The sequence below is a fragment of the Erwinia typographi genome (assembly GCF_000773975.1).
GTDB classification, from domain to species: domain Bacteria; phylum Pseudomonadota; class Gammaproteobacteria; order Enterobacterales; family Enterobacteriaceae; genus Erwinia; species Erwinia typographi.
Map to the genome: position 1 here is coordinate 112,752 of NZ_JRUQ01000062.1, position 20,616 is coordinate 133,367.

17 protein-coding genes are annotated in these 20,616 nt (G+C 57.0%); 1 reads left to right on the top strand and 16 read right to left on the bottom strand.

Features of this window, described 5'->3' with window-relative positions; all coding sequences use genetic code 11:
- Window positions 1-48: 48 nt before the first annotated feature.
- The 3 genes from mutT to secM all read right to left on the bottom strand — a co-directional run bounded on the left by mutT (window position 49) and on the right by secM (window position 4,000).
- A complete protein-coding gene (mutT, locus tag NG99_RS21620; protein ID WP_034897600.1) occupies window positions 49-474 on the bottom strand; it encodes an 8-oxo-dGTP diphosphatase MutT in 426 nt (141 codons plus the stop codon).
- 244 nt (window positions 475-718) lie between these two features.
- Window positions 719-3,424, bottom strand: a complete 2,706-nt coding sequence (gene secA / locus NG99_RS21625) for a preprotein translocase subunit SecA (protein ID WP_034897603.1) — start codon at window positions 3,422-3,424, stop codon at window positions 719-721.
- 63 nt (window positions 3,425-3,487) lie between these two features.
- The gene (gene secM / locus NG99_RS21630; RefSeq protein ID WP_034897606.1) at window positions 3,488-4,000 is read right to left on the bottom strand and encodes a secA translation cis-regulator SecM; all 513 of its coding nucleotides are present in this window, start codon (window positions 3,998-4,000) and stop codon (window positions 3,488-3,490) included.
- Window positions 4,001-4,020: 20 nt separating this feature from the next.
- Between secM and NG99_RS21635 the strand changes: the two genes are divergently transcribed.
- Window positions 4,021-4,536 carry a DUF721 domain-containing protein gene (locus NG99_RS21635; protein ID WP_034897610.1) on the top strand — a complete coding sequence of 172 codons (516 nt, stop codon included), beginning with the start codon at window positions 4,021-4,023 and terminating at the stop codon, window positions 4,534-4,536.
- A gap of 7 nt (window positions 4,537-4,543) precedes the next feature.
- On the opposite strand, the gene lpxC is transcribed toward NG99_RS21635, so the two are convergent.
- From lpxC to NG99_RS21700, 13 genes are all read right to left on the bottom strand, one after another.
- On the bottom strand, window positions 4,544-5,461 hold the full coding sequence (lpxC, locus tag NG99_RS21640; RefSeq protein WP_034897613.1) for a UDP-3-O-acyl-N-acetylglucosamine deacetylase: 918 nt from the start codon (window positions 5,459-5,461) through the stop codon (window positions 4,544-4,546).
- A 102-nt stretch (window positions 5,462-5,563) separates the two neighbouring features.
- Window positions 5,564-6,718 carry a cell division protein FtsZ gene (gene ftsZ, locus NG99_RS21645; RefSeq protein ID WP_034897616.1) on the bottom strand — a complete coding sequence of 385 codons (1,155 nt, stop codon included), beginning with the start codon at window positions 6,716-6,718 and terminating at the stop codon, window positions 5,564-5,566.
- A 71-nt stretch (window positions 6,719-6,789) separates the two neighbouring features.
- On the bottom strand, window positions 6,790-8,046 hold the full coding sequence (gene ftsA / locus NG99_RS21650) for a cell division protein FtsA (protein WP_034897619.1): 1,257 nt from the start codon (window positions 8,044-8,046) through the stop codon (window positions 6,790-6,792).
- Entirely contained in the window at window positions 8,043-8,888 is an 846-nt protein-coding gene (ftsQ, locus tag NG99_RS21655; protein ID WP_034897623.1) for a cell division protein FtsQ, read from the bottom strand. The genes ftsA and ftsQ overlap by 4 nt, the downstream gene beginning before the upstream one ends.
- A 1-nt stretch (window position 8,889) precedes the next feature.
- Window positions 8,890-9,810, bottom strand: a complete 921-nt coding sequence (locus NG99_RS21660; RefSeq protein ID WP_034897626.1) for a D-alanine--D-alanine ligase — start codon at window positions 9,808-9,810, stop codon at window positions 8,890-8,892.
- Window positions 9,803-11,278, bottom strand: coding sequence for a UDP-N-acetylmuramate--L-alanine ligase (gene murC / locus NG99_RS21665; RefSeq protein ID WP_034897629.1), 1,476 nt, complete (start codon window positions 11,276-11,278; stop codon window positions 9,803-9,805). Before murC ends, NG99_RS21660 begins: the two co-directional genes overlap by 8 nt.
- A 69-nt stretch (window positions 11,279-11,347) precedes the next feature.
- A complete protein-coding gene (gene murG / locus NG99_RS21670) occupies window positions 11,348-12,406 on the bottom strand; it encodes an undecaprenyldiphospho-muramoylpentapeptide beta-N-acetylglucosaminyltransferase (protein WP_034897631.1) in 1,059 nt (352 codons plus the stop codon).
- Window positions 12,403-13,617: a cell division protein FtsW gene (gene ftsW / locus NG99_RS21675; RefSeq protein WP_034897634.1), complete on the bottom strand. Its 1,215-nt coding sequence runs from the start codon at window positions 13,615-13,617 to the stop codon at window positions 12,403-12,405. The genes murG and ftsW overlap by 4 nt, the downstream gene beginning before the upstream one ends.
- Entirely contained in the window at window positions 13,617-14,933 is a 1,317-nt protein-coding gene (gene murD / locus NG99_RS21680) for a UDP-N-acetylmuramoyl-L-alanine--D-glutamate ligase (protein ID WP_034897636.1), read from the bottom strand. Before murD ends, ftsW begins: the two co-directional genes overlap by 1 nt.
- Before the next feature lie 2 nt (window positions 14,934-14,935).
- Window positions 14,936-16,018, bottom strand: a complete 1,083-nt coding sequence (gene mraY / locus NG99_RS21685) for a phospho-N-acetylmuramoyl-pentapeptide-transferase (protein WP_034897638.1) — start codon at window positions 16,016-16,018, stop codon at window positions 14,936-14,938.
- Window positions 16,012-17,373 carry a UDP-N-acetylmuramoyl-tripeptide--D-alanyl-D-alanine ligase gene (gene murF / locus NG99_RS21690; RefSeq protein ID WP_034897640.1) on the bottom strand — a complete coding sequence of 454 codons (1,362 nt, stop codon included), beginning with the start codon at window positions 17,371-17,373 and terminating at the stop codon, window positions 16,012-16,014. The genes mraY and murF overlap by 7 nt, the downstream gene beginning before the upstream one ends.
- Window positions 17,370-18,857: a UDP-N-acetylmuramoyl-L-alanyl-D-glutamate--2,6-diaminopimelate ligase gene (gene murE / locus NG99_RS21695; protein WP_034897643.1), complete on the bottom strand. Its 1,488-nt coding sequence runs from the start codon at window positions 18,855-18,857 to the stop codon at window positions 17,370-17,372. Before murE ends, murF begins: the two co-directional genes overlap by 4 nt.
- Window positions 18,844-20,616 carry a peptidoglycan glycosyltransferase FtsI gene (locus NG99_RS21700; RefSeq protein ID WP_034897645.1) on the bottom strand — a complete coding sequence of 591 codons (1,773 nt, stop codon included), beginning with the start codon at window positions 20,614-20,616 and terminating at the stop codon, window positions 18,844-18,846. The genes murE and NG99_RS21700 overlap by 14 nt, the downstream gene beginning before the upstream one ends.

The window sequence follows — 20,616 nt, forward strand, 5'->3', positions numbered from 1 at the left end:
TGGCTCACACGGTTAATGGGAGCCATCTTTTTACTTATCATCAGCACGCTACGCGCTGTCCGCACCTGGCGCGGAAAACGGCAAGGCCTCCGCGACTAAACGTCGCACGATCGCGGCATTCGCCGGCGGAAATTCACTTGCCACCAGCTCCCGTTGAGCAACCCAGCGCTGCGGCTGGCCTTCACGGCCATAGGGTTGGCCTTGCCAGCCAGAGACGATAAAAAAATGGAGCGTGACCCGTAGCTCACTGTCACTGTGTTCGGCAACGTCATAGGCGCTGGCGTGTTCAACCTCAATACCCGTCTCTTCATGCAGCTCGCGCTTCAGCGCCTGCTCTGCGGTTTCTCCCGGCTCAATTTTCCCGCCCGGAAATTCCCACATATTTGCCATATGAGAACGGGCAGAACGCCGTGCGAGGAAAATATTTTGTTGTTCGTCGCGGATAATGCCTACCGCTACCTGCAGATGCTTCATTCATTTACACTCTGGGAAACTGTACACCCCGTCACTATTCCAGCGTTATCCGGGAAAGGCAAGTCTGCGTCAGCCTCTTTCAGCCCAGTTCTGAAATCCGTTCAGCAAAGCAATCCGCCTTCCTTTCGTCAGGCTCTCGGGCAAGGATTGCTTCTGCTGGTAGCCTGAACGGCATCGCCTACCGTTTTACCGAAAAAAAAGGGCCGGAGAAATTCTCCAGCCCTCTGATTGTCACCGCCAGCCGTCAGGCAAGACGACCGTGACACTGCTTGAATTTTTTCCCTGATCCGCAAGGGCAAGGATCGTTACGGCCCACCTTGCGCTCGCCGGTCTGATCCGCCACCGAAATCGCCGCCTCGGTTTCTGAGTCAATGTGGCTCAGCTGCTGCTGTTGGGCCAGACGATCGGCCTCTTCGCGGCGCTGCTCTTCCATCGCTTCCACTTCTTCAGGCATACGAACCTGAACCTTGCTCAGCGTGCTAATCACTTCATACTTCAGTGACTCCAGCATCGCGGCAAACATGGCGAAGGATTCACGCTTGTACTCCTGCTTCGGATCTTTCTGCGCGTAGCCACGCAGGTGAATCCCCTGACGCAGATAGTCCATAGCGGCCAGATGCTCTTTCCACAGTGAGTCCAGCGTTTGCAGCATCACGCCCTTCTCGAAGTTACGCATCATTTCGGTGCCAACCACCTCTTCTTTGCGCAGATACTGGTCTTTCGCCTGTTCCATGATGCGTTCACGCAGCGTCTCTTCGTGCAGCTCTGGCTCTTTGTCGAGCCACTCTTTGATCGGCATCTCCAGATCAAAATCGTTTTTCAGACGCTCTTCCAGGCCATCAACATCCCACATTTCTTCCAGCGACTGCGGTGGAATGTAGCCATCGATAGTGGTTTTGAACACGTCATCGCGGATACTGTTGATGGTTTCCGACACGTCAGACACGTCCAGCAGCTCGTTACGCTGGCTGTAGATAGCGCGACGCTGGTCGTTGGCAACATCATCATATTCCAGCAGCTGCTTACGGATATCAAAGTTGCGGCTTTCTACTTTACGCTGCGCGTTAGCAATGGCCTTGGTCACCCAGGGATGCTCAATGGCCTCACCCGGCTTCATACCCAGCTTGCGCATCATGTTAGAGACGCGGTCCGAGGCGAAAATACGCATCAGCGCATCTTCCATCGACAGGTAGAAACGTGAGGAACCGTTATCCCCCTGACGACCTGAACGTCCACGCAACTGGTTATCGATACGGCGGGATTCATGGCGCTCTGTACCGATGATGTGCAGGCCGCCAGAGGCCAGCACGGCATTGTGTCGAATCTGCCAGGCGCTTTTGATCGCCTCAATCTGCTCGGCGGTCGGCTCTTCCAGCGCAGCAATCTCCGCCTGCCAGCTACCGCCCAGCACGATATCGGTACCACGACCAGCCATGTTGGTGGCAATGGTGACCGTGCCAGGCTGGCCGGCCTGTGCCACAATATCCGCCTCACGGGCGTGGAACTTAGCGTTCAGCACCGCGTGTTCAATACCAGCGCGCTTCAGCTCTTCAGAAACCACTTCGGACTTCTCGATAGAGATAGTACCAACCAGTACTGGCTGACCGTTCGCCGTACGCTCGCGGATATCTTCAATGATCGCGTCGATCTTCTCTTTCTCGGTCATATAGACCAGGTCAGGCAGATCTTTTCGCAGCATAGGACGGTTGGTAGGCACAACGATGGTTTCCAGCTTGTAGATTGAGCTGAATTCAAAAGCTTCGGTGTCTGCCGTACCGGTCATCCCGGCCAGTTTGCTGTACAGGCGGAAGTAGTTCTGGAAGGTGATGGAAGCCAGCGTCTGGTTTTCATTCTGAATTTCCACCCCTTCTTTGGCTTCCACCGCCTGGTGCAGACCATCAGACCAGCGACGACCAGCCATGGTACGACCGGTGTGTTCGTCAACGATGATGACTTCACCGTCTTTAACAATGTAGTCAACGTCACGGGTGAACAGCACATGCGCACGCAGTGCGGCAGTCACATGATGCATCATCATGATGTTAGCTGGCGAGTAGAGAGACTCGCCCTCTTCCATAATGCCTTCGCTGACCATCAGCTCTTCAATCGCCACCAGGCCGCGCTCGGTCAGATGCACCTGACGCGATTTTTCATCCACCGAGAAGTGACCTTCCCCCTGGAAAGTGTCGGAGTCTTCTTTTTCCTGACGGATCAGGCCCGGAATGATTTTGTTGACGCGAATGTACAGCTCGGAGCTGTCTTCCGCCGGACCGGAGATGATCAGCGGCGTACGAGCTTCATCGATCAGGATTGAGTCAACCTCATCCACCAGCGCATAGTTCAGCTTACGCTGCACGCGGTCTTCAGGGCTGAAGGCCATATTGTCACGCAGGTAGTCAAAGCCGTATTCGTTGTTGGTACCGTAGGTAATATCGGCAGCATAGGCTTCGCGCTTCGCCGGGGCAGGCATACCGGGCAGGTTGATACCGATGCTCAGGCCAAGGAATTCAAACAGCGGGCGGTTATTTTCCGCATCGCGCGAGGCCAGATAGTCGTTGACGGTGACCACATGAACGCCCTTGCCGCCGAGGGCATTCAGGTAGGCTGGCAGCGTTGCGGTGAGAGTTTTACCCTCGCCGGTACGCATCTCTGCGATGCAGCGGTCGTTCAGTACCATGCCGCCCAACAGCTGCACGTCAAAGTGGCGCATGCCGAACACGCGCTTGCTCGCTTCACGCACGGTGGCAAAGGCTTCCGGGATCAGGTTCTCCAGCACTTCGCCCTTCTCCAGACGTGCGCGGAACTCTACGGTTTTCGCCTTCAGCTCTTCATCGGAAAGCTTTTCAAAATCAGGCTCCATCTTGTTGATGAGATCAACAGATTTGCGCATACGGCGCAGCACGCGATCGTTACTGCTGCCAAAAACTTTGGTTAATAATTTAGTTAACATAATAAATACATTCTCTCAGCCACCACATCATGTGGTGAAACACTTAATTTTCAGTTGGTTGAATTAACTTAAAGGTGACGCGAGAGAGGCTGGTCCGGCACGAATGCCCTGAACCTGGGCAAGCCACAGGCCAGTCTGGTAGCGGGGTTGTGCTGCAACCTGACGTTCAGCGGTATGACGAATGATCGTCGGCGGCCTGGCTTCATGGGTCAGCAGCGCATTTAGCGTGTCCAGCAGCGCAAGCTTTTGCACTTCGAGCGGCACGGCCTGCTCGGTAGTAGGCTGGCTGGCTGGCGTTAGCGTAAAGGAGAGATGGCGGATAACGGTGCGAAGCGCGTGCTGATGCCAGTAGTCAACGTTAAAACCAGGACGACGAACGCTCTCCTGCAGCAGGGCCAGGCTGTCGAAACGCATGCCGCTGCTGATATTCAGGCTTCGTGAGGTGGTTTCTGGTAAAGTTGCTCTGTCGCTGGTGCCGTGAGGCAGGCCAAGACCAGCCGCGACCATCCCCAACAGGAGATGCGGCCAGAAATAACGTCTGCCAAATTGTCGCCAACGATTTAGAATACCGATCACTGTTTCCGCCGGAGCCTGCTATGCGTGATAGTCGCCCGCAATCAATTGAAAATTTATTCGAAGCCACCGAAGGCCAGGGAGTGCTGCAATCTATTCAGCAGCGCGCCATTGCGCTTAACAGGCTGAACCTTGCCGTGCAGGGCGTTCTTCCCGCCCAGATGCATCCCTGGTGCCGCGTGGCGAATTTCCGCCAGGGCATTCTGGTGCTCGAAACCGCCAATGCCAGCTGGATGATGCGCTTACGCTATGAACAGTCCAGCCTGCTGTCAGCTTTACGAGCGCAAATATTACCATCATTGACGGCAATCGACATCACGATAAATCCATCACTGGCGGCAAAAGGACAGGAATCCGTGCAAAAAAACGGCAGTCGGTCTGAAGTGGAAGAAAATTCGCCGGGGCGTCAGCTTAGTGAACAAAGTGCGGAAATTTTACGTGGTGTCGCAAGCCGTAGCCCGGAAAAACTGAAGAGAATAATAGAACGACTGGCCTCACTGGCCGGAGAGAGTACCAGCTCAACCAGTCGTAATAAGTAGTGCCAGCTTATGCCAGCACCAGATTAGGTGCCCTGAAGGTCACCGGCAGCTCGGCTTCGTCTTCAAACGTTGCCCATTCCCAGGCTTCCTGCTTAGCCAGAACCGCCTGCAGCAGCTTATTGTTTAACGCATGACCACCTTTGAATGCGGTAAACGCACCAATGATGTTATGGCCACACATAAACAGGTCGCCAATGGCGTCCAGCATTTTATGACGAACGAACTCGTCCTCGAAGCGTAAACCGTCTTCGTTCAGCACGCGGTAGTCATCCACCACGATCGCACAATCAAAGCTGCCGCCCAGGCACAGGCCGCGGGACTGGAGCGCTTCGATATCGCGCATAAAGCCGAACGTACGGGCACGACTGAGCTGACGTGCGAAGGCTTCAGCAGAAAAATCCATGCTGTAGCGCTGCGAGCTGGAATCGATGGCCGGATGGTTAAAGTCGATAGTAAAATCCAACGTAAACCCATTATGTGGCCTCAGTTCAGCCCATTTGTCGCCATCTTCAACCCGGACAGGCTGCTTGATGCGCACAAATTTCTTCGCCGAGTTCAGTTCTTCAATGCCGGCATCCATTAGCAGGTAAACAAAGGGGGCGGCGCTGCCATCCATAATAGGAATTTCAGGCGCGTTCACTTCCACCACAATGTTATCAATACCCAGACCCGCTAAGGCTGCGTTCAGATGTTCGACTGTCGAAATACGCACGTCATGCTCATTAACCAGGCAAGTACAGAGCATGGTATCACGCACGGATTTGGCATCAGCCGGGAAATCAACCGGTGGATTCAAGTCAGTGCGACGATAGATGACCCCGGTATTTGCCGGCGCAGGGCGCAACGTCAGCGTGACTTTTTTGCCGGTATGTAAACCGACGCCAGTCGTCTGAACGATACGTTTTAATGTCCGTTGTTTGATCATCGTATTATCTCGCAAAAAATTCTCATCCGACCGCCAGTATATCTTACTGACGGGCGAACATTTTAACACAAAGAGCGGAGATTCCTAATTCTCAGGAAATTCTTAGTCTGCCTGCTTGCGCAGGAAGGCTGGAATATCAAGATAATCAGGCTCTTTGTTAGTTTGCGCGCTCGGATCGTTGACCACTTTAGCGGCTGGTTTCTGCTCCTGTGGGAGCGGCGCCATACCGTGCTGCTGATAACGATGATCCATAACTGGCTGCGTTTGCTGCTTGTTGGTCACCAGGGTAATTTCTGGACGTTTGTCCATGCCAATACCGGTAGCCACGACGGTCACACGCAGTTCGTCGTTCATTTCTGGGTCAAGCGAAGTACCAATAACCACCGTCGCATTATCTGAAGCAAATGCACGGATGGTGTTACCCACCGTTTCAAACTCGTCCAGACGCAGGTCGAAGCCGGCAGTGATGTTAACCAGCACGCCGCGCGCGCCCGACAGGTCGATATCTTCCAGCAGCGGGCTGGAGATCGCCATTTCGGCCGCTTCTTCGGCACGGTCTTCACCACAGGCCACGCCAGAACCCATCATCGCGTAGCCCATTTCGGACATCACGGTGCGCACGTCGGCAAAGTCGACGTTCATCAGGCCTGGACGGGTGATCAGCTCGGCAATACCCTGCACCGCGCCTTTCAGCACGTCGTTAGCCGCGCCAAACGCGTCCAGCAGAGAGATACCGCGGCCAAGCACTTTCAGCAGCTTGTCGTTCGGAATGGTGATCAAAGAATCGACGTGCTTGGACAGCTCGGCAATACCCTGCTCGGCGAAAGCCATGCGCTTTTTGCCTTCAAAATTGAAGGGCTTAGTGACCACGGCAACCGTCAGGATGCCTAAATCTTTCGCCACTTCGGCGACAACTGGCGCGGCGCCAGTACCGGTGCCGCCGCCCATACCGGCAGCGATAAACACCATGTCAGCCCCTTCGAGGGCCTGGCGCAGTGCTTCACGATCTTCTTCTGCAGAGTTGCGGCCCACTTCCGGGTTTGCGCCTGCGCCCAGACCTTTGGTAATCCCATTACCAATCTGGATAGTCTGGCCGACCGCCGTTTTACGCAACGCCTGAGCGTCGGTATTCACCGCGAAGAACTCTACGCCTTCGATGCGCTCACGCACCATGTGCTCAACAGCGTTGCCGCCGCCGCCACCGACGCCGATGACTTTAATCACCGCGTCATTGGTTAATTCCATTGGTTCAAACATAATTTCTCTCCGTTATGTGCCTGTCGCCTGGAGATCATAAATAAGTCTAGCATGATCCCCTTTTCTCTAAATTAAAACTCTTTTCTCAGCCAGCTGTTGATTCGTTTAAACCAGTTGCCCACTGAGGCTCTTTTTTCTACATCCGACTCACCGCTGAGGTGAGACTCTTTTCCGTAGTGCAGTAGGCCAACCGCTGTTGAGTAGTACGGCTCCTGCGCGTAGTCCGTTAATCCTGTAATGTTTAACGGCTGTCCGATACGCACCTGCGTGTGGAACACACGCTGGGCGCAAGCCGCTAATCCTTCAATTTGTGCCGCCCCGCCGGTCAGGACGATGCCTGCGGCCAGGTGATGCTTAACGCCCTGCTGACGCAGCTGCTCCTGAAGTTGCAGGATCTCGTCGTTGACCAGATTCAGCAGTTCGGTGTAGCGAGGCTCAATCACCTCGGCCAGCGTCTGGCGCTGTAAGCTTCTCGGCGGACGTCCGCCGACGCTTGGTACCTCGACGTTTTCGTCTTTGCCGACGATTGAGCCCAGCGCGCAGCCATGACGAACCTTAATCGCTTCCGCATCGGTCGGCGGCGTGCCAAAGGCATAGGCAATGTCACTGGTCACAACGTTACCGGCATACGGAATCACCTTGGTGTGACGCAGCGCGCCGCCGGTGTAGACCGCGATATCCATGGTGCCGCCGCCGACGTCAACGACGCAGACGCCCAGCTCACGCTCATCCTCAGTCAGTACGGCAAAGCTTGATGCCAGACCGGCAAAAATCAGTTGGTCAACTTTCAGGCCACATCGTTCAACGGCTTTAACGATGTTTTTCGCCATATCGTTGTGACAGGTGATCAAATGCACTTTTGCCTGCATTCTCACGCCGGACAAGCCGACCGGATTTTTGATCCCTTCCTGATAGTCGATCGCATATTCTTGCGGAATAACGTGGAGGATGCGGTGCTCGTCACGAACACGGACGGATTTAGCGGTATGAACCACATTCTCCACATCTTCCTGGGTCACTTCCTCTTCGGAAATAGGAACCATCCCTATTTCGTTCTGACAACTGATGTGTTTACCCGATAATGCAAGGTAGACCGAAGAAATCTGGCAGTCGGCCATCAGCTCTGCCTGGTCGATCGCCCGCTGCACGCATTTGACCACGGATTCCAGGTCGTTCACGCCGCCTTTATCCATGCCACGGGATGGGCAGCTCCCCACACCAATGATATTGACCATGCCATCGGGCAGAATTTCCCCTACCAAAGCGGCAACCTTCGCGGTGCCGATCTCGAGTCCAACTACCAGTTTTCTGTCCGTCGACTTGATCATTGTTGTTTAACCTGTGCCTGATTCTGTTGCTGATTATTGTCGGGGGTCTGAATTTCTGCCGGCGCCCAGCCTACTGCCGCGCCAGAGTCATACCGCAGGTCGACATAACTGATACGCTTGTTTTCCGCCTGTGCCTGCTGTTGCAGCGTTGGGTAGAGCTGAATGAAACGCTTTAACCGCTTCATATCTTCGTTGCGTCCGAGTTCCAGCCGGACATCATCGCTCAACACCAGTTGCCACGACCGCCGCGCGGTCATTGACGCCACCTTCAATTTAAATTTGCTCGCCGCCAGCAGATCGCTCATCTGGTGATAGCCGGTCAGCACTTCCGTCTCGCTTCCTTCCGGGCCATACAGCATTGGCATCTCTTCTTTGCCAATGTGGCTGGCTGGTACGGTGAATGACTTTCCGTCGGCATCCACCATGTGCAGATCGTTCCAGCGCGCGACGGGAACATACTCAACCAGATGAATCTTTAATTCGTCCGGCCACTGTTTGCGCACGCTGACCTGCTGAATCCACGGCAGGCGTTCAATCTGCTGCTGGATGACATCCACGTCCTGTGACATAAACGTGCCGGGCGCGCCGAGCGCCAGGATAGCCTGACGGATATCATCATTGGTGGTGTAGTGCGTCTGCCCGGTCACCACCAGCTTCGACAGCGGGAGCCTTGAGGCATCATTCATCCACTTCACCACCACCAGGCCGCCAGCCAGCATGACGCCAAGTACCATCATCAAAAAGACGATGCCCGCCAGGCGCGAACCATTACTGCGACCGGATCGCGCCTTTTCCTTCGCTTCACGAACGCGGTTGCGGACATTCAGAGCAGCCTGAGACATATCAGTCCGCCAGCTCCAGAATGCGCGCTACCAGCTGAGAAAAGCTCATTCCCGCCTGCCTGGCCGCCATAGGCACCAGGCTGTGGCCGGTCATACCTGGCGAAGTGTTCACCTCCAGCAGATAAAACTGACCGTCGCCGCCCATCATCACGTCAACGCGTCCCCAGCCGCTACAGCCCAATGCGCGCCAGGCTTTAATCACCATCTCACTCAGTTCAGCTTCTTTTTCAGCGGATAACCCGCTGGGGCAGAAGTACTGCGTCTCGTCAGAAAAGTATTTTGCTTCATAGTCATAGAACTCAGAAGCGGTCTGAATGCGTATCGAAGGCAAAATCTCATCGCCAATCACCGCAACGGTATATTCCGGCCCGCTCAAAAAGGCCTCGACCAGCACCTCGTCGTCATGACGGAAAGCTTCGGTCAACGCGGCCTGAAGCGAGTCAGCCTGATTCACCCGGCTGATACCCACGCTGGATCCTTCGCAGCTTGGCTTCACGAAAACGGGCAGGCCAAGCGCGGCGATTCTGGCTTGCGTTTCCGCCGTCAGCCCGGCGTCCATCTCCTGACGCGAAAGCGCCACATAAGGCGAGATCGGCAGACCACAGCCCTGCCAGAGACATTTGGTGCGCAGCTTGTCCATAGTGATAGCGGAAGCCATTACGCCGCTGCCGGTGTAAGGAATGGATAAAAACTCCAGAACCCCTTGCAGCGTACCGTCTTCACCACCGCGACCATGCAGCGCGATAAAGGCTTTATCGTAGCCTTCGTCTTTCAGTCGCATCACCGGGAAATCACGGATATCGACGGCGTGCGCATTAATACCGGCTTCAATCAGCCCGGCCAGTACCGCATTACCTGACATCAGCGAGACTTCCCGCTCCGCAGAGGTGCCACCCAGCAATACTGCTACTTTCTCAGCCATGATGTTCCCCTTCTTTGTTCTGCGGTTGTAACTTTTGATCTGACAGCGTGCGGGCAATACGACCTACGTTACCTGCCCCCTGAACCAGAATTAAATCGTTGCCTGACAGCTTAGGCATCAGCATGTCGAGTACCGCGTCGTGATCGGAAACCAGAATGGGATCGACCTTCCCGCGACCGCGAATGGTGCGGCACAGAGAACGGCTGTCGGCCCCTGGAATCGACGCTTCACCGGCGGAATAAACATCCAGCATCAGCAGAACGTCGACCTGTGACAGCACGTTGGCAAAATCGTCATACAAATCACGGGTACGGGTGTAACGGTGCGGCTGGAAAATCATCACCAGCTGCTTGTCCGGCCAACCGGCACGCGCAGCTTTAATCGTCACGTCCACTTCCGTTGGATGATGGCCATAATCATCAACCAGCATCGCGGTGCCTGGCTTACCGTTGGCATCGTGCACCGGGTATTCACCCAGGAAGTCAAAGCGACGACCGGTTCCCTGGAAGCTCTCCAGCGCACTCAGGATCTCATGGTCCTCAATGCCTTCTTCTGTCGCCACGGCCACGGCGGCCGCCGCATTGAGCGCATTATGGCGCCCTGGCGCATTCAGCGTCACGCGCATCAACGGCTTATCCTGTCGGGCCAGGGTGAAATGCCCCTGAGCGCCCTGCTGCTCGTAGCTTTCAATCCGCACGTCAGCATCTTCGCTAAAGCCATAAGTCGTGATCTGGCGTCCCACACGAGGGATCAGATCCCGGATCACAACATCATCAATGCAAAGCACCGCACGACCATAGAACGGCAGGTTGTGCAGAAAGTTAATAAACGTCTGCTTCAGGTTTTCGAAGTCGCCCTGGTAAGTATCCATATGGTCGGCTTCGATATTCGTGACTATCGCCACCATCGGCTGAAGGTGCAGGAAAGAGGCATCGCTCTCGTCCGCTTCGGCAATCAGATAACGGCTGCTTCCCAGGCGCGCATGGGTCCCAGCGGCTTTCACCAGGCCACCGTTAACAAATGTCGGGTCCAGGCCGCCTTCAGCATAAATACTGGAAACCATCGCCGTAGTGGTCGTTTTGCCGTGCGTACCGGCAACGGCAATACCGTGACGGAAACGCATCAGCTCAGCCAGCATCTCCGCGCGGCGGATCACCGGGATACGCGCTTCACGCGCGGCGATCACTTCAGGGTTATCCTGCGCGACGGCGGTAGACACAACCACCACGCTGGCATCGCTGACGTTCTCAGGGCGATGGTTAAAATAGATCGTCGCACCCAGCTTGCTCAGGTGCTGAGTCACCGCATTCGGCGCCAGATCTGAACCGCTAATTTCATACCCTTCATTGGCCAACACTTCGGCAATACCGCCCATGCCGGCACCACCGATGCCAACAAAGTGGATGTGCCGGACGCGACGCATCTCGGGCACAATAGAACGCAGTTTTGCCAGTTGTTGTGTATTCATCTCTTCTGCCTGTCGCTACCTTTCAGTACCGTGTTGCGGGCCGAACCCTGTCGGCCCTGAAATTCTCTGTTACAGCGCAGCCTTGCTGACTTCCGCCGCGACCCTTTCGGTCGCATCGGGGATGGCAACGGCGCGAGCTTTCTCTGCCATTTGCAGTAAAGTCGGGCGATCCCATCGGGTCAGCGTGTCTGCCACTACCTCCGCAGTAAACTGCGGCTGTTCATAAATTTTGGCGGCGCCCGCTTTTTCCAGCGGCAGCGCATTCCAGTACTGCTGACGATCTTTATGCTGAAATGGCACAAAAATCGCCGGTAAGCCTGCGGCGGCCACTTCGCTGACGGTCAGCGCGCCGGAACGACAGACCACCACGTCAGCCCAGGCATAGGCCGCAGCCATATCATCAATAAATTCGGTGACGTTATGCTGGGTCTGGTGAACCTGCTCATAGGCCTGGTTCACCTCTTCCAGCGCGCCCTTCCCTACCTGATGCCACAGCGTGACGGCGTCGCCCAGTATCGCTGCCACCTGCGGCATCGTCTGGTTGAGCACCCGGGCGCCCTGACTGCCGCCGACTATCAGCACCCGGATCGGGCCGCTGCGGTCAGCCAGTCGCGCTTCGGGCAAAGGCAGCGCCAGTACGTCGTTACGGACCGGATTGCCTACCACCTCAGCGTCAGGAAAAGCGCCAGGAAAAGCCTGCATCACTTTTTTAGCAATTTTCGCCAGCCACTTGTTGGTCAGACCGGCAATGCCATTCTGTTCATGCAACACCACCGGGATGCCGCAGGTCCAGGCGGCTAAGCCACCCGGGCCGGAAACGTAGCCGCCCATGCCTAACACCACATCCGGCCTGTAGGCTTTCATGATGGTTCGGGCCTGGCGCACGGCGTTGAAGATCCGCAGCGGCGCGCTCAGTTGCGCTTTGAGGCCCTTGCCCCGCAGGCCGCTAATACGAATAAAGTCGATGTCGATACCGTGCTTAGGAACCAGTTCCGCTTCCATCCGGTCAGCGGTTCCCAACCAGCGAACCTGCCAGCCCTGTTCCATCAGATGATGCGCGACCGCCAGCCCGGGGAAAACGTGCCCGCCGGTTCCGCCAGCCATTACCATCAGTCGCTTCCCTTTCATCGACTACCTCGCGTAAACGCCTGCGCTTTAGCCAGACGCGTTTCATAATCAATGCGTAACAAAAACACGATGGCGGTCGACATAATGATCAGGCTCGAACCGCCGTAGCTGATCAGCGGAAGCGTCAGACCCTTGGTCGGCAACATGCCCGCCGCAGCCCCTACGTTCACCAGCGCCTGGAAGCTGAACCAGACGCCGATTGAGCAGCCGAGGAACCCGGCAAAACGCTGGTCGAGTTCAAGCGCACGACGGCCAATGGACATCGCGCGAAAAGCGACGAAGAATACCATTAACAAGGCTAAAACCACACCGATATAACCTAATTCCTCACCGATAATCGAGAAGATAAAGTCGGTGTGCGCTTCCGGCAAATACTCCAGTTTTTGTACTGAATTACCCAGTCCCTGTCCCCAGAATTCACCGCGCCCAAACGCCATCAGTGACTGGGTCAGCTGGTAGCCGCTGCCGAAAGGATCTTCCCACGGATTCCAGAAAGAGGTCACGCGGCGCATACGGTAGGGTTCCGCCACAATCAGCAGGCAGACGGCAAAAATACCGGAGCCGATAATGGCCAGGAACTGCCAGAGCTTGGCTCCCGCCAGGAACAGCATCGCCAGCGTGGTGACGAACAGCACGACCACGGTTCCCAGGTCCGGCTGAGCCAGCAGTAGCACCGCCAGCACCACCATGACGCCCATCGGCTTACAGAAGCCCCAGAAGTTGTTACGCACCTCGTCAACCTTGCGTACCAGATAGCTCGCCAGGTAGCAGAACAGCGACAGCTTCGATAGCTCAGCAGGCTGAATACGCAGCGGCCCCAGGGCAATCCAGCGCGAAGCCCCGTTGACCGAGCTTCCCACTACCAGCACTACCAGCAGCATCACCACCGTCACCAGTAGCATAATGTTGCTGTAGCGCTGCCAGAAATCCATCGGCACGCGAAGCGTAACCAACGCCATACCAACTGCCAGCGCAATGTAAAACGCGTCGCGCTTGGCAAAATAGAACGGATCGTCAGAGAGACGCTGCCCGACCGGCATCGAGGCCGAAGTCACCATCACAAAACCGACGATCGCCAGACCAATGGTCAGCCACAGCAGCGTGCGATCATAAAGAACCATAGAGCTGGCGTCGCTCTCCCTTGGCCCCATCACCCACTCTTTCAGACGATTCGTCACGCCATTGGCCAGGCTTATACCAGGAACATTCATCAGCCCAGCTCCTTAGCCAGTTGAGTAAACGCGTCGCCGCGCTGCTCGAAGTTTTTAAATTGATCGAGGCTCGCGCAGGCCGGTGAAAGCAGAACCATATCTCCCGGCTGTACCTGAGCGGCAATTTGCGTCATCGCCTCTGCCAGCGTCTCGGTCAGCGTAGCAATCTCAGGACGCAGCGCCGCCAGCGCTTCCGCATCACGACCAAAGCACCAGATGCGCACGCTGTCGCCCTGCAAATAGCGGGTCAGCGGGCTGAAATCAGCCGACTTGCCGTCGCCGCCCAGCAGCAGCCACAGCGTGCCTTGCACCTCCAGTCCTTTCAGTGCGGCTTCGGTGCTGCCGACGTTGGTGGCTTTAGAATCGTTAATCCACCGCACGCCATTGCGCTGATGGGCAATCTGGAAGCGGTGAGCCAGACCGCTGAACGTGGTTAATGCCTGCAGGCTGGAGGCTAGCGGCAGTCCTACCGCTCCGGCCAGCGCCAGGGCTGCCAGCGCGTTGGTGTGGTTGTGCTGGCCTACCAGCGTCATTTCGCTGGTCTTCAGGACATTTTCACCCTTAACGTTCAGCCAGCTAACGCCCGCCTCGCTGCTGAGACGATAATCACCGGTCGCAATACCGAAGCTGACGCAGCGTGAGTCCAGGCCGCGCACAGGCAGGGTCATCACATCATCCGCGTTCACCACGCAAACGCTGGCCTGCTCATAAATTCGCAGCTTGGCCGCCCGATACTGCTGCATCCCTAACGGATAGCGATCCATATGATCTTCGCTGACGTTCAGGATGGTCGCCGCCGCAGCCTTCAGGCTACTGGTGGTTTCCAGCTGGAAGCTGGAGAGTTCCAGCACGTACAGCTGAGCAGGCCGATCCAGCAGCATCAGCGCGGGCAGGCCAATATTGCCGCCGACGCCAACCTGCCATCCGGCGGCCTCCGCCATCTCGCCGACCAGTCGGGTAACGGTGCTTTTGCCGTTGGAACCGGTAATAGCGACAATCGGCGCCTGCGCTTCGCGGCAGAACAGCTCGATATCACCCACAATTTCCACGCCGGCATCCGCCGCATCCCTCAGCGCCGGGTGTGCCAGCGCCATGCCAGGGCTGGCAACGATCAGATCGGCGGCCTGTAGCCAGTCGTCATTCAGCGAGCCAAGCCAGCGTTCGACGCTTACCGGCAGCTTGTCCAGGCCTGGCGGGGTGACACGGGTATCCATCACGCGTGGCGTTACGCCGCGCGCTAAAAAGAAATCAACACAGGAGAGCCCGGTCAGGCCCAACCCGATGATGATCACTTTTTTACCCTGATAGTCAGCCATCTTTACCGCACCTTCAGCGTTGCCAGGCCAATCAGCACCAGCATCAGAGAAATAATCCAGAAGCGCACAATGACGCGCGGCTCCGGCCAGCCTTTAAGTTCATAGTGGTGATGGATCGGCGCCATGCGAAAGATGCGCTGACCGCGTAATTTGAACGATCCCACCTGGAGGATCACCGACAGCGTCTCGACCACGAACACGCCGCCCATGATCACCAGCAGGAACTCCTGACGGAGCAGCACGGCAATGGTGCCCAACGCGCCGCCAAGCGCCAGTGAGCCGACGTCGCCCATAAAGACCTGAGCCGGATAGGTGTTGAACCACAGGAAGCCAAGACCGGCGCCGACGATAGCGGTACAGACGATCACCAGCTCACCCGCGTAACGCAGGTAGGGAATATGCAGATACTCAGCAAACTTGACGTTACCAGTTGCCCACGCCACCAGCGCAAAACCCGCCGCGACGAAGACCGTTGGCATAATAGCCAGACCATCCAGCCCGTCCGTCAGGTTGACGGCGTTGCCGGTACCGACAATTACGAAATAAGCCAGCACGACGTAAAACAGCCCCAGCTGCGGCATGACGTCTTTGAAGAAAGGCACCACCAGTTCCGTGGCGGGAGTCCCTTTACCGGCGATGTACAGCGCAAATGCCACGCCCAGCGAGATCGCTGACATCCAGAAATACTTCCAGCGGGCAATCAGGCCTTTGGTGTCTTTACGCACCACCTTACGGTAATCGTCGACAAACCCGATGATGCCGAAACCTACCAGCACCACCAGCACGCACCAGACATAAGGGTTAGAAGGATAGGCCCACATCAATACGGACACGGCAATAGAGAACAGGATCATAATCCCGCCCATGGTCGGCGTGCCGCGCTTGCTGAAGTGCGACTCAGGACCGTCGTTACGCACGACCTGGCCAAATGACATTTCCTGCAGGCGGGCAATCATCCGCGGTCCCATCCACAGTGAAATAAACAGGGCGGTCAGCAGGCTGACAATGGCGCGAAACGTCAGATAGGAAAAGACGTTGAAGCCAGAATAAAAAGTGACCAGATGTTCGGCCAGCCAGACTAGCATGTTCCTTTCTCCTGTAAGCTCTGTACTACCTGCTCCATGGCGGTACTACGCGAACCCTTGACTAATATCGTGATGGCTGGATGCTCAGCGAGCAGCGCCTGAAGGCGTGCCGTAACGGCGGCCTTATCTTTAAAATGTTCACCCACGCCGCTGGCTTCACTCAGGATTTTGCTTAGCGTGCCAACGCTCAGAACTTTATCGATACCGACCAGACGAGCGGCTTCGCCCACTTCGCGATGGCACTCTTCTGCTTCATCGCCCAACTCGCCCATATCGCCTACCACCATCACCCGGTAGCCAGGCATCTCCGACAGCACCTGGGCCGCCGCGGTCATTGACCCGACGTTGGCGTTGTAGCTGTCATCCAGCAGCAGCTGGTTTTCCGCCAGCAAAATAGGGAACAAACGGCCCGGTACAGCTTTCAGCTGGCTTAATCCCTGTTGAATAGCGCTCAACGGGGCGCCTACCGACAGAGCCAGCGCGGCCGCAGCCAGCGCGTTAGCGATGTTGTGACGACCCGGCAGCGGCAGCTGAATGCCGATGCTGCCCTCAGGCGTGATCATCACGAAATGCGTGCCGGTGCTGGTTACCTTGACGTCGGTGGCGGCGAAATCACTGTCCGCCTGGGGCGCAGAGGAGAAGCGCCAGACCGTTTTGCTGTGCAGCGCCTGCTGCCAGTGCGGCCAGTCATTGCTGTCCGCATTGAGGATCGCCGTGCCGTCGATCGGCAATCCCTGAAAAATTTCGCCCTTGGCCTTCGCCACGCCCGCCAGCGAGCCGAATCCTTCCAGATGCGCGGCGGCGAGGTTATTCACCAGCGCAGTTTCGGGACGGGTAATATTCGTGGTATAGGCAATCTCACCCTGATGGTTAGCGCCCAGCTCAATCACCGCGAAGCGGTGAGTTTCGTTGAGACGCAGCAGGGTCAGCGGCACGCCGATATCGTTATTCAGGTTGCCAGCGGTATACAGCGTTTCGCCACATTGCCGCAAAATCGAGGCGGTCATCTCTTTTACCGAGGTTTTACCGGAGGAACCGGTCAGCGCCACGACGCGGGCGGTTGACTGCTGACGTACCCAGCCAGCCAGCTGCCCCAGCGCAATGCGGGTATCCGTCACGACCACCTGAGGCACGGCAACAGGTAAGTGCTTACTCACCAATAAAGCTGCCGAACCGGAGGCGAGCGCCTCGCCGACAAAATCATGAGCATCAAAACGCTCGCCCTTAAGGGCAACAAACAGACAGCCCGCGCTGACTTTGCGCGTGTCAGTGGTCACTTCCGCCACGGACAGGTCGCCGCCATACAATTTGCCGCCCGTCAGTTCGGCCAGCGTTTGCAGCGTTACCGCAATCATGCCAGCACCCCCAGCAAGCGGGCGACCGTAAGCCGGTCTGAATAATCCAGACGGCGGTTGCCGACAATCTGATAATCTTCGTGCCCTTTACCAGCAACCACCACGATATCGCCTTCCTGCGCCTGCATGACAATGTTAGTGACCGCTTCCGCACGACCCGGCAGGACGCGCGCGCGGCTGGCGTTCAGTAGCCCCGTCAGCACATCCGCAACGATAGCGGCCGGATCTTCACTACGCGGGTTATCATCGGTGATCACCACCACGTCGGAGAATTGCTCGGCAATAGCACCCATTAGTGGGCGCTTACCTTTGTCGCGATCGCCGCCGCAGCCGAAGACGCACCACAGCTTGCCTTTGCAGTGCAGGCGAGCCGCCAGCAGCGCTTTCTCCAGCGCGTCCGGCGTGTGGGCATAGTCCACCACCACGGTCGGTTTGCCCGGTGCGTTGAACACTTCCATGCGGCCGGTAACGGGCTGGAGCTGGTGACCGGTGGCGATCAGCGAAGCCAGCGGATAGCCCAGCGCCAGCAGCGTGCCTAACGCCACCAGCAGGTTACTGACGTTGAATGCGCCCATCAGGCGGCTCTCGATTTCGCCTTCGCCCCAGCTAGAGTCAAAGCGAATTTTGGCGCCGTTGTCGTGGTAATCGACAGCGGTCGCCTTCAGCCAGCGCCCGTGGCAGCCAAGCTGGAGATTGTCTTCCATGGTGACCGCAACAGCATCCGGCAGCTTTTGCAGCCAGCGGCGCCCGACCTCATCGTCTGCATTGACGATGGTCTGCCCCACCAGATGCTCGGAGAATAGCAGCCATTTCGCCGCTTCATAGCGGGTCATGTCACCGTGATAATCCAGATGATCGCGGCTCAGATTGGTGAAGGCGGCAGCAGCAAAGGGCAGCGCGGCTACGCGGTGCTGCACCAGACCATGCGAGGAAATCTCCATCGCCGCCAGCGTCGCGCCCTGCTCTACCAGCGAGGCAAGCGTCTGCTGAACGTCAACAGCCGAACCGGTAGTGTTTTCGGCCGGAACGAGGTGACCATACAGGCCGTTACCCACGGTCCCCATCACCGCGCCGGTTTCGCCCAGCAGTTGGCCCCACTGCGCCAGCAGCTGAGTCGTGGTAGTTTTACCGTTGGTCCCGGTTACGCCAATCAGGCGGAGCTTGTCGCCCGGCTGCTGATAGAAACGACCGGCCAGCGCGGACAGGCGCTGTGCAAGCTGTGCGAGATAGATAACCGGCACGCCGTGCATTTCGACAATTTCACCGTCTTCGGCCTCGCCTTCAGCATCGGCAATCACGGCCGCAACGCCCTGGGCAATGGCCTGCGGGATAAAACGGCGGCCGTCTGCCGCATGACCTTTAATGGCGACGAACAGATCGCCGGAAGCCGCCACGCGGCTGTCCAGGATCATTTCATGCAGCGCCCGCTCCGGTGCGCCAGGCACCCACGGGGCCAGTAAGTCGCGCAGGCTACGATCGGTCACTGGAACCCTCTCTTCTGTTTTCTACCATCTCGTTTTTTTCACTTGGCGCTGGAGGCAGCGCGTCAGGCTCAATGTTCATGGTGCGCAGTACGCCGCCCATAATGGCGCCAAACACCGGCGCAGAAACGGCGCCGCCGTAATATTTCCCGCCCTGAGGGTCGTTAATCACCACCACCAGCGCAAAACGCGGGCGGCTTGCTGGCGCAACCCCTGCGGTATAAGCAATATATTTGTTGACGTAGCGCCCATCCGGCCCGACTTTCTTCGCGGTACCCGTTTTAATGGCGATGCGGTAGCCCTTGATAGCGGCCTTCACGCCACCACCGCCGGGCAGAGCCACGCTCTCCATCATATGCATCACGGTACGCACCCGCTCTTCAGGGAAAACGCGCTCGCCCGCCACCGGCGGATCAACTTTGGTAATAGACAGCGGACGGAAAACGCCATAGCTGCCGATCGTTGCGTAGACACGCGCTAACTGTAACGGCGTTACCATTAGCCCGTAGCCGAAAGAGAAGGTGGCCCTCTCTATGTCAGACCACCGTTGTTTTTGAGGATATAAGCCACTGCTTTCTCCGACCAACCCCAAATTGGTCGCCTTTCCCAATCCAAAGCGTGCGTAAGTTTCTACTAACGCTGAGGATGGCATCGCTAACGCCAGCTTAGAAACGCCAACGTTACTCGATTTCTGCAAAACCCCGGTCAGGGTCAGCTCGTTGTAGCGCGCTACATCTTTAATTTCATGACCATTAATACGATACGGAATGGTATTAAGAACGGTATTTTCCTTCACCACGCCACGCTGAAGCGCCGTCATCACCACCATTGGCTTCACGGTAGAGCCAGGTTCGAAGATGTCGGTGATGGCGCGGTTGCGCATCACGTCTTTAGTGGTGCCGGTAAGATTGTTTGGGTTATAAGCCGGGCTGTTAGCCATCGCCAGTACTTCACCGGTGTTCACATCCACCAGCACGGCGGTGCCAGACTCGGCTTTGTTAAAGGCCACCGCGTTGTTCAGCTCACGGTAAACCAGCGCCTGCAGACGCTCGTCTATGCTCAGCGCCAGGTTATGCGCCGCCCGACTGTCGACGGAGGAGACGTCCTCAATGACGCGACCAAAGCGATCTTTTCGCACCGTGCGCTCGCCGGGTTGACCGGTCAGCCATTTGTCGAAGCTTTTCTCGACGCCTTCAATGCCCTGCCCGTCGATATTGGTGAAGCCAATCAGATGCGAGGTGACCTGCCCTGCCGGATAGTAACGGCGGGATTCTTCGCGCAGGAAGATGCCCGGCAGCTTCAGCTTTTTGATGTAGTCGCCAATAGCAGGATTGACCTGGCGAGCCAGATAAACAAAGCGGCCTTTCGGATTCGCATTCACGCGGGCAGCAAGCTGGTCGAGCGGAATGGACAGCGCGTCTGACAGCGCCTTCCAGCGGCTGTCGAGCGTGATGCCGCCCTTATCATGAAGTTCTTTCGGGTCAGCCCAGACCGCATTAACCGGGACGCTAACCGCTAATGGCCGTCCGGCACGGTCGGTGATCATGCCGCGAGCCGTGGGAACGGCCTGCACGCGCAGAGAACGCATATCGCCTTCCCGCACCAGCTTATCGGGGTTGATCACCTGCAAATAAGCCACGCGCGCCAGCAGACCAGCCAGGCCGAGGAAAATGCCGCCGCACAGCAACGCAAAACGCCAGCTGACAAAGCTGGCCTGATCTTCATTGCGTTTTAACTTCTGCGTCTTTGTTGCGGCTTTCAT

Excerpts from the sequence above, each read along its gene's own strand:
- mutT (WP_034897600.1), bottom strand. The coding sequence starts at position 474 with ATGAAGCATCTGCAGGTAGCGGTAGGCATTATCCGCGACGAACAACAA.
- secA (WP_034897603.1), bottom strand. The coding sequence starts at position 3,424 with ATGTTAACTAAATTATTAACCAAAGTTTTTGGCAGCAGTAACGATCGC.
- NG99_RS21635 (WP_034897610.1), top strand. The coding sequence starts at position 4,021 with ATGCGTGATAGTCGCCCGCAATCAATTGAAAATTTATTCGAAGCCACC.
- lpxC (WP_034897613.1), bottom strand. The coding sequence starts at position 5,461 with ATGATCAAACAACGGACATTAAAACGTATCGTTCAGACGACTGGCGTC.
- ftsZ (WP_034897616.1), bottom strand. The coding sequence starts at position 6,718 with ATGTTTGAACCAATGGAATTAACCAATGACGCGGTGATTAAAGTCATC.
- ftsA (WP_034897619.1), bottom strand. The coding sequence starts at position 8,046 with ATGATCAAGTCGACGGACAGAAAACTGGTAGTTGGACTCGAGATCGGC.
- ftsQ (WP_034897623.1), bottom strand. The coding sequence starts at position 8,888 with ATGTCTCAGGCTGCTCTGAATGTCCGCAACCGCGTTCGTGAAGCGAAG.
- NG99_RS21660 (WP_034897626.1), bottom strand. The coding sequence starts at position 9,810 with ATGGCTGAGAAAGTAGCAGTATTGCTGGGTGGCACCTCTGCGGAGCGG.
- murC (WP_034897629.1), bottom strand. The coding sequence starts at position 11,278 with ATGAATACACAACAACTGGCAAAACTGCGTTCTATTGTGCCCGAGATG.
- murG (WP_034897631.1), bottom strand. The coding sequence starts at position 12,406 with ATGAAAGGGAAGCGACTGATGGTAATGGCTGGCGGAACCGGCGGGCAC.
- ftsW (WP_034897634.1), bottom strand. The coding sequence starts at position 13,617 with ATGAATGTTCCTGGTATAAGCCTGGCCAATGGCGTGACGAATCGTCTG.
- murD (WP_034897636.1), bottom strand. The coding sequence starts at position 14,933 with ATGGCTGACTATCAGGGTAAAAAAGTGATCATCATCGGGTTGGGCCTG.
- mraY (WP_034897638.1), bottom strand. The coding sequence starts at position 16,018 with ATGCTAGTCTGGCTGGCCGAACATCTGGTCACTTTTTATTCTGGCTTC.
- murF (WP_034897640.1), bottom strand. The coding sequence starts at position 17,373 with ATGATTGCGGTAACGCTGCAAACGCTGGCCGAACTGACGGGCGGCAAA.
- NG99_RS21700 (WP_034897645.1), bottom strand. The coding sequence starts at position 20,616 with ATGAAAGCCGCAACAAAGACGCAGAAGTTAAAACGCAATGAAGATCAG.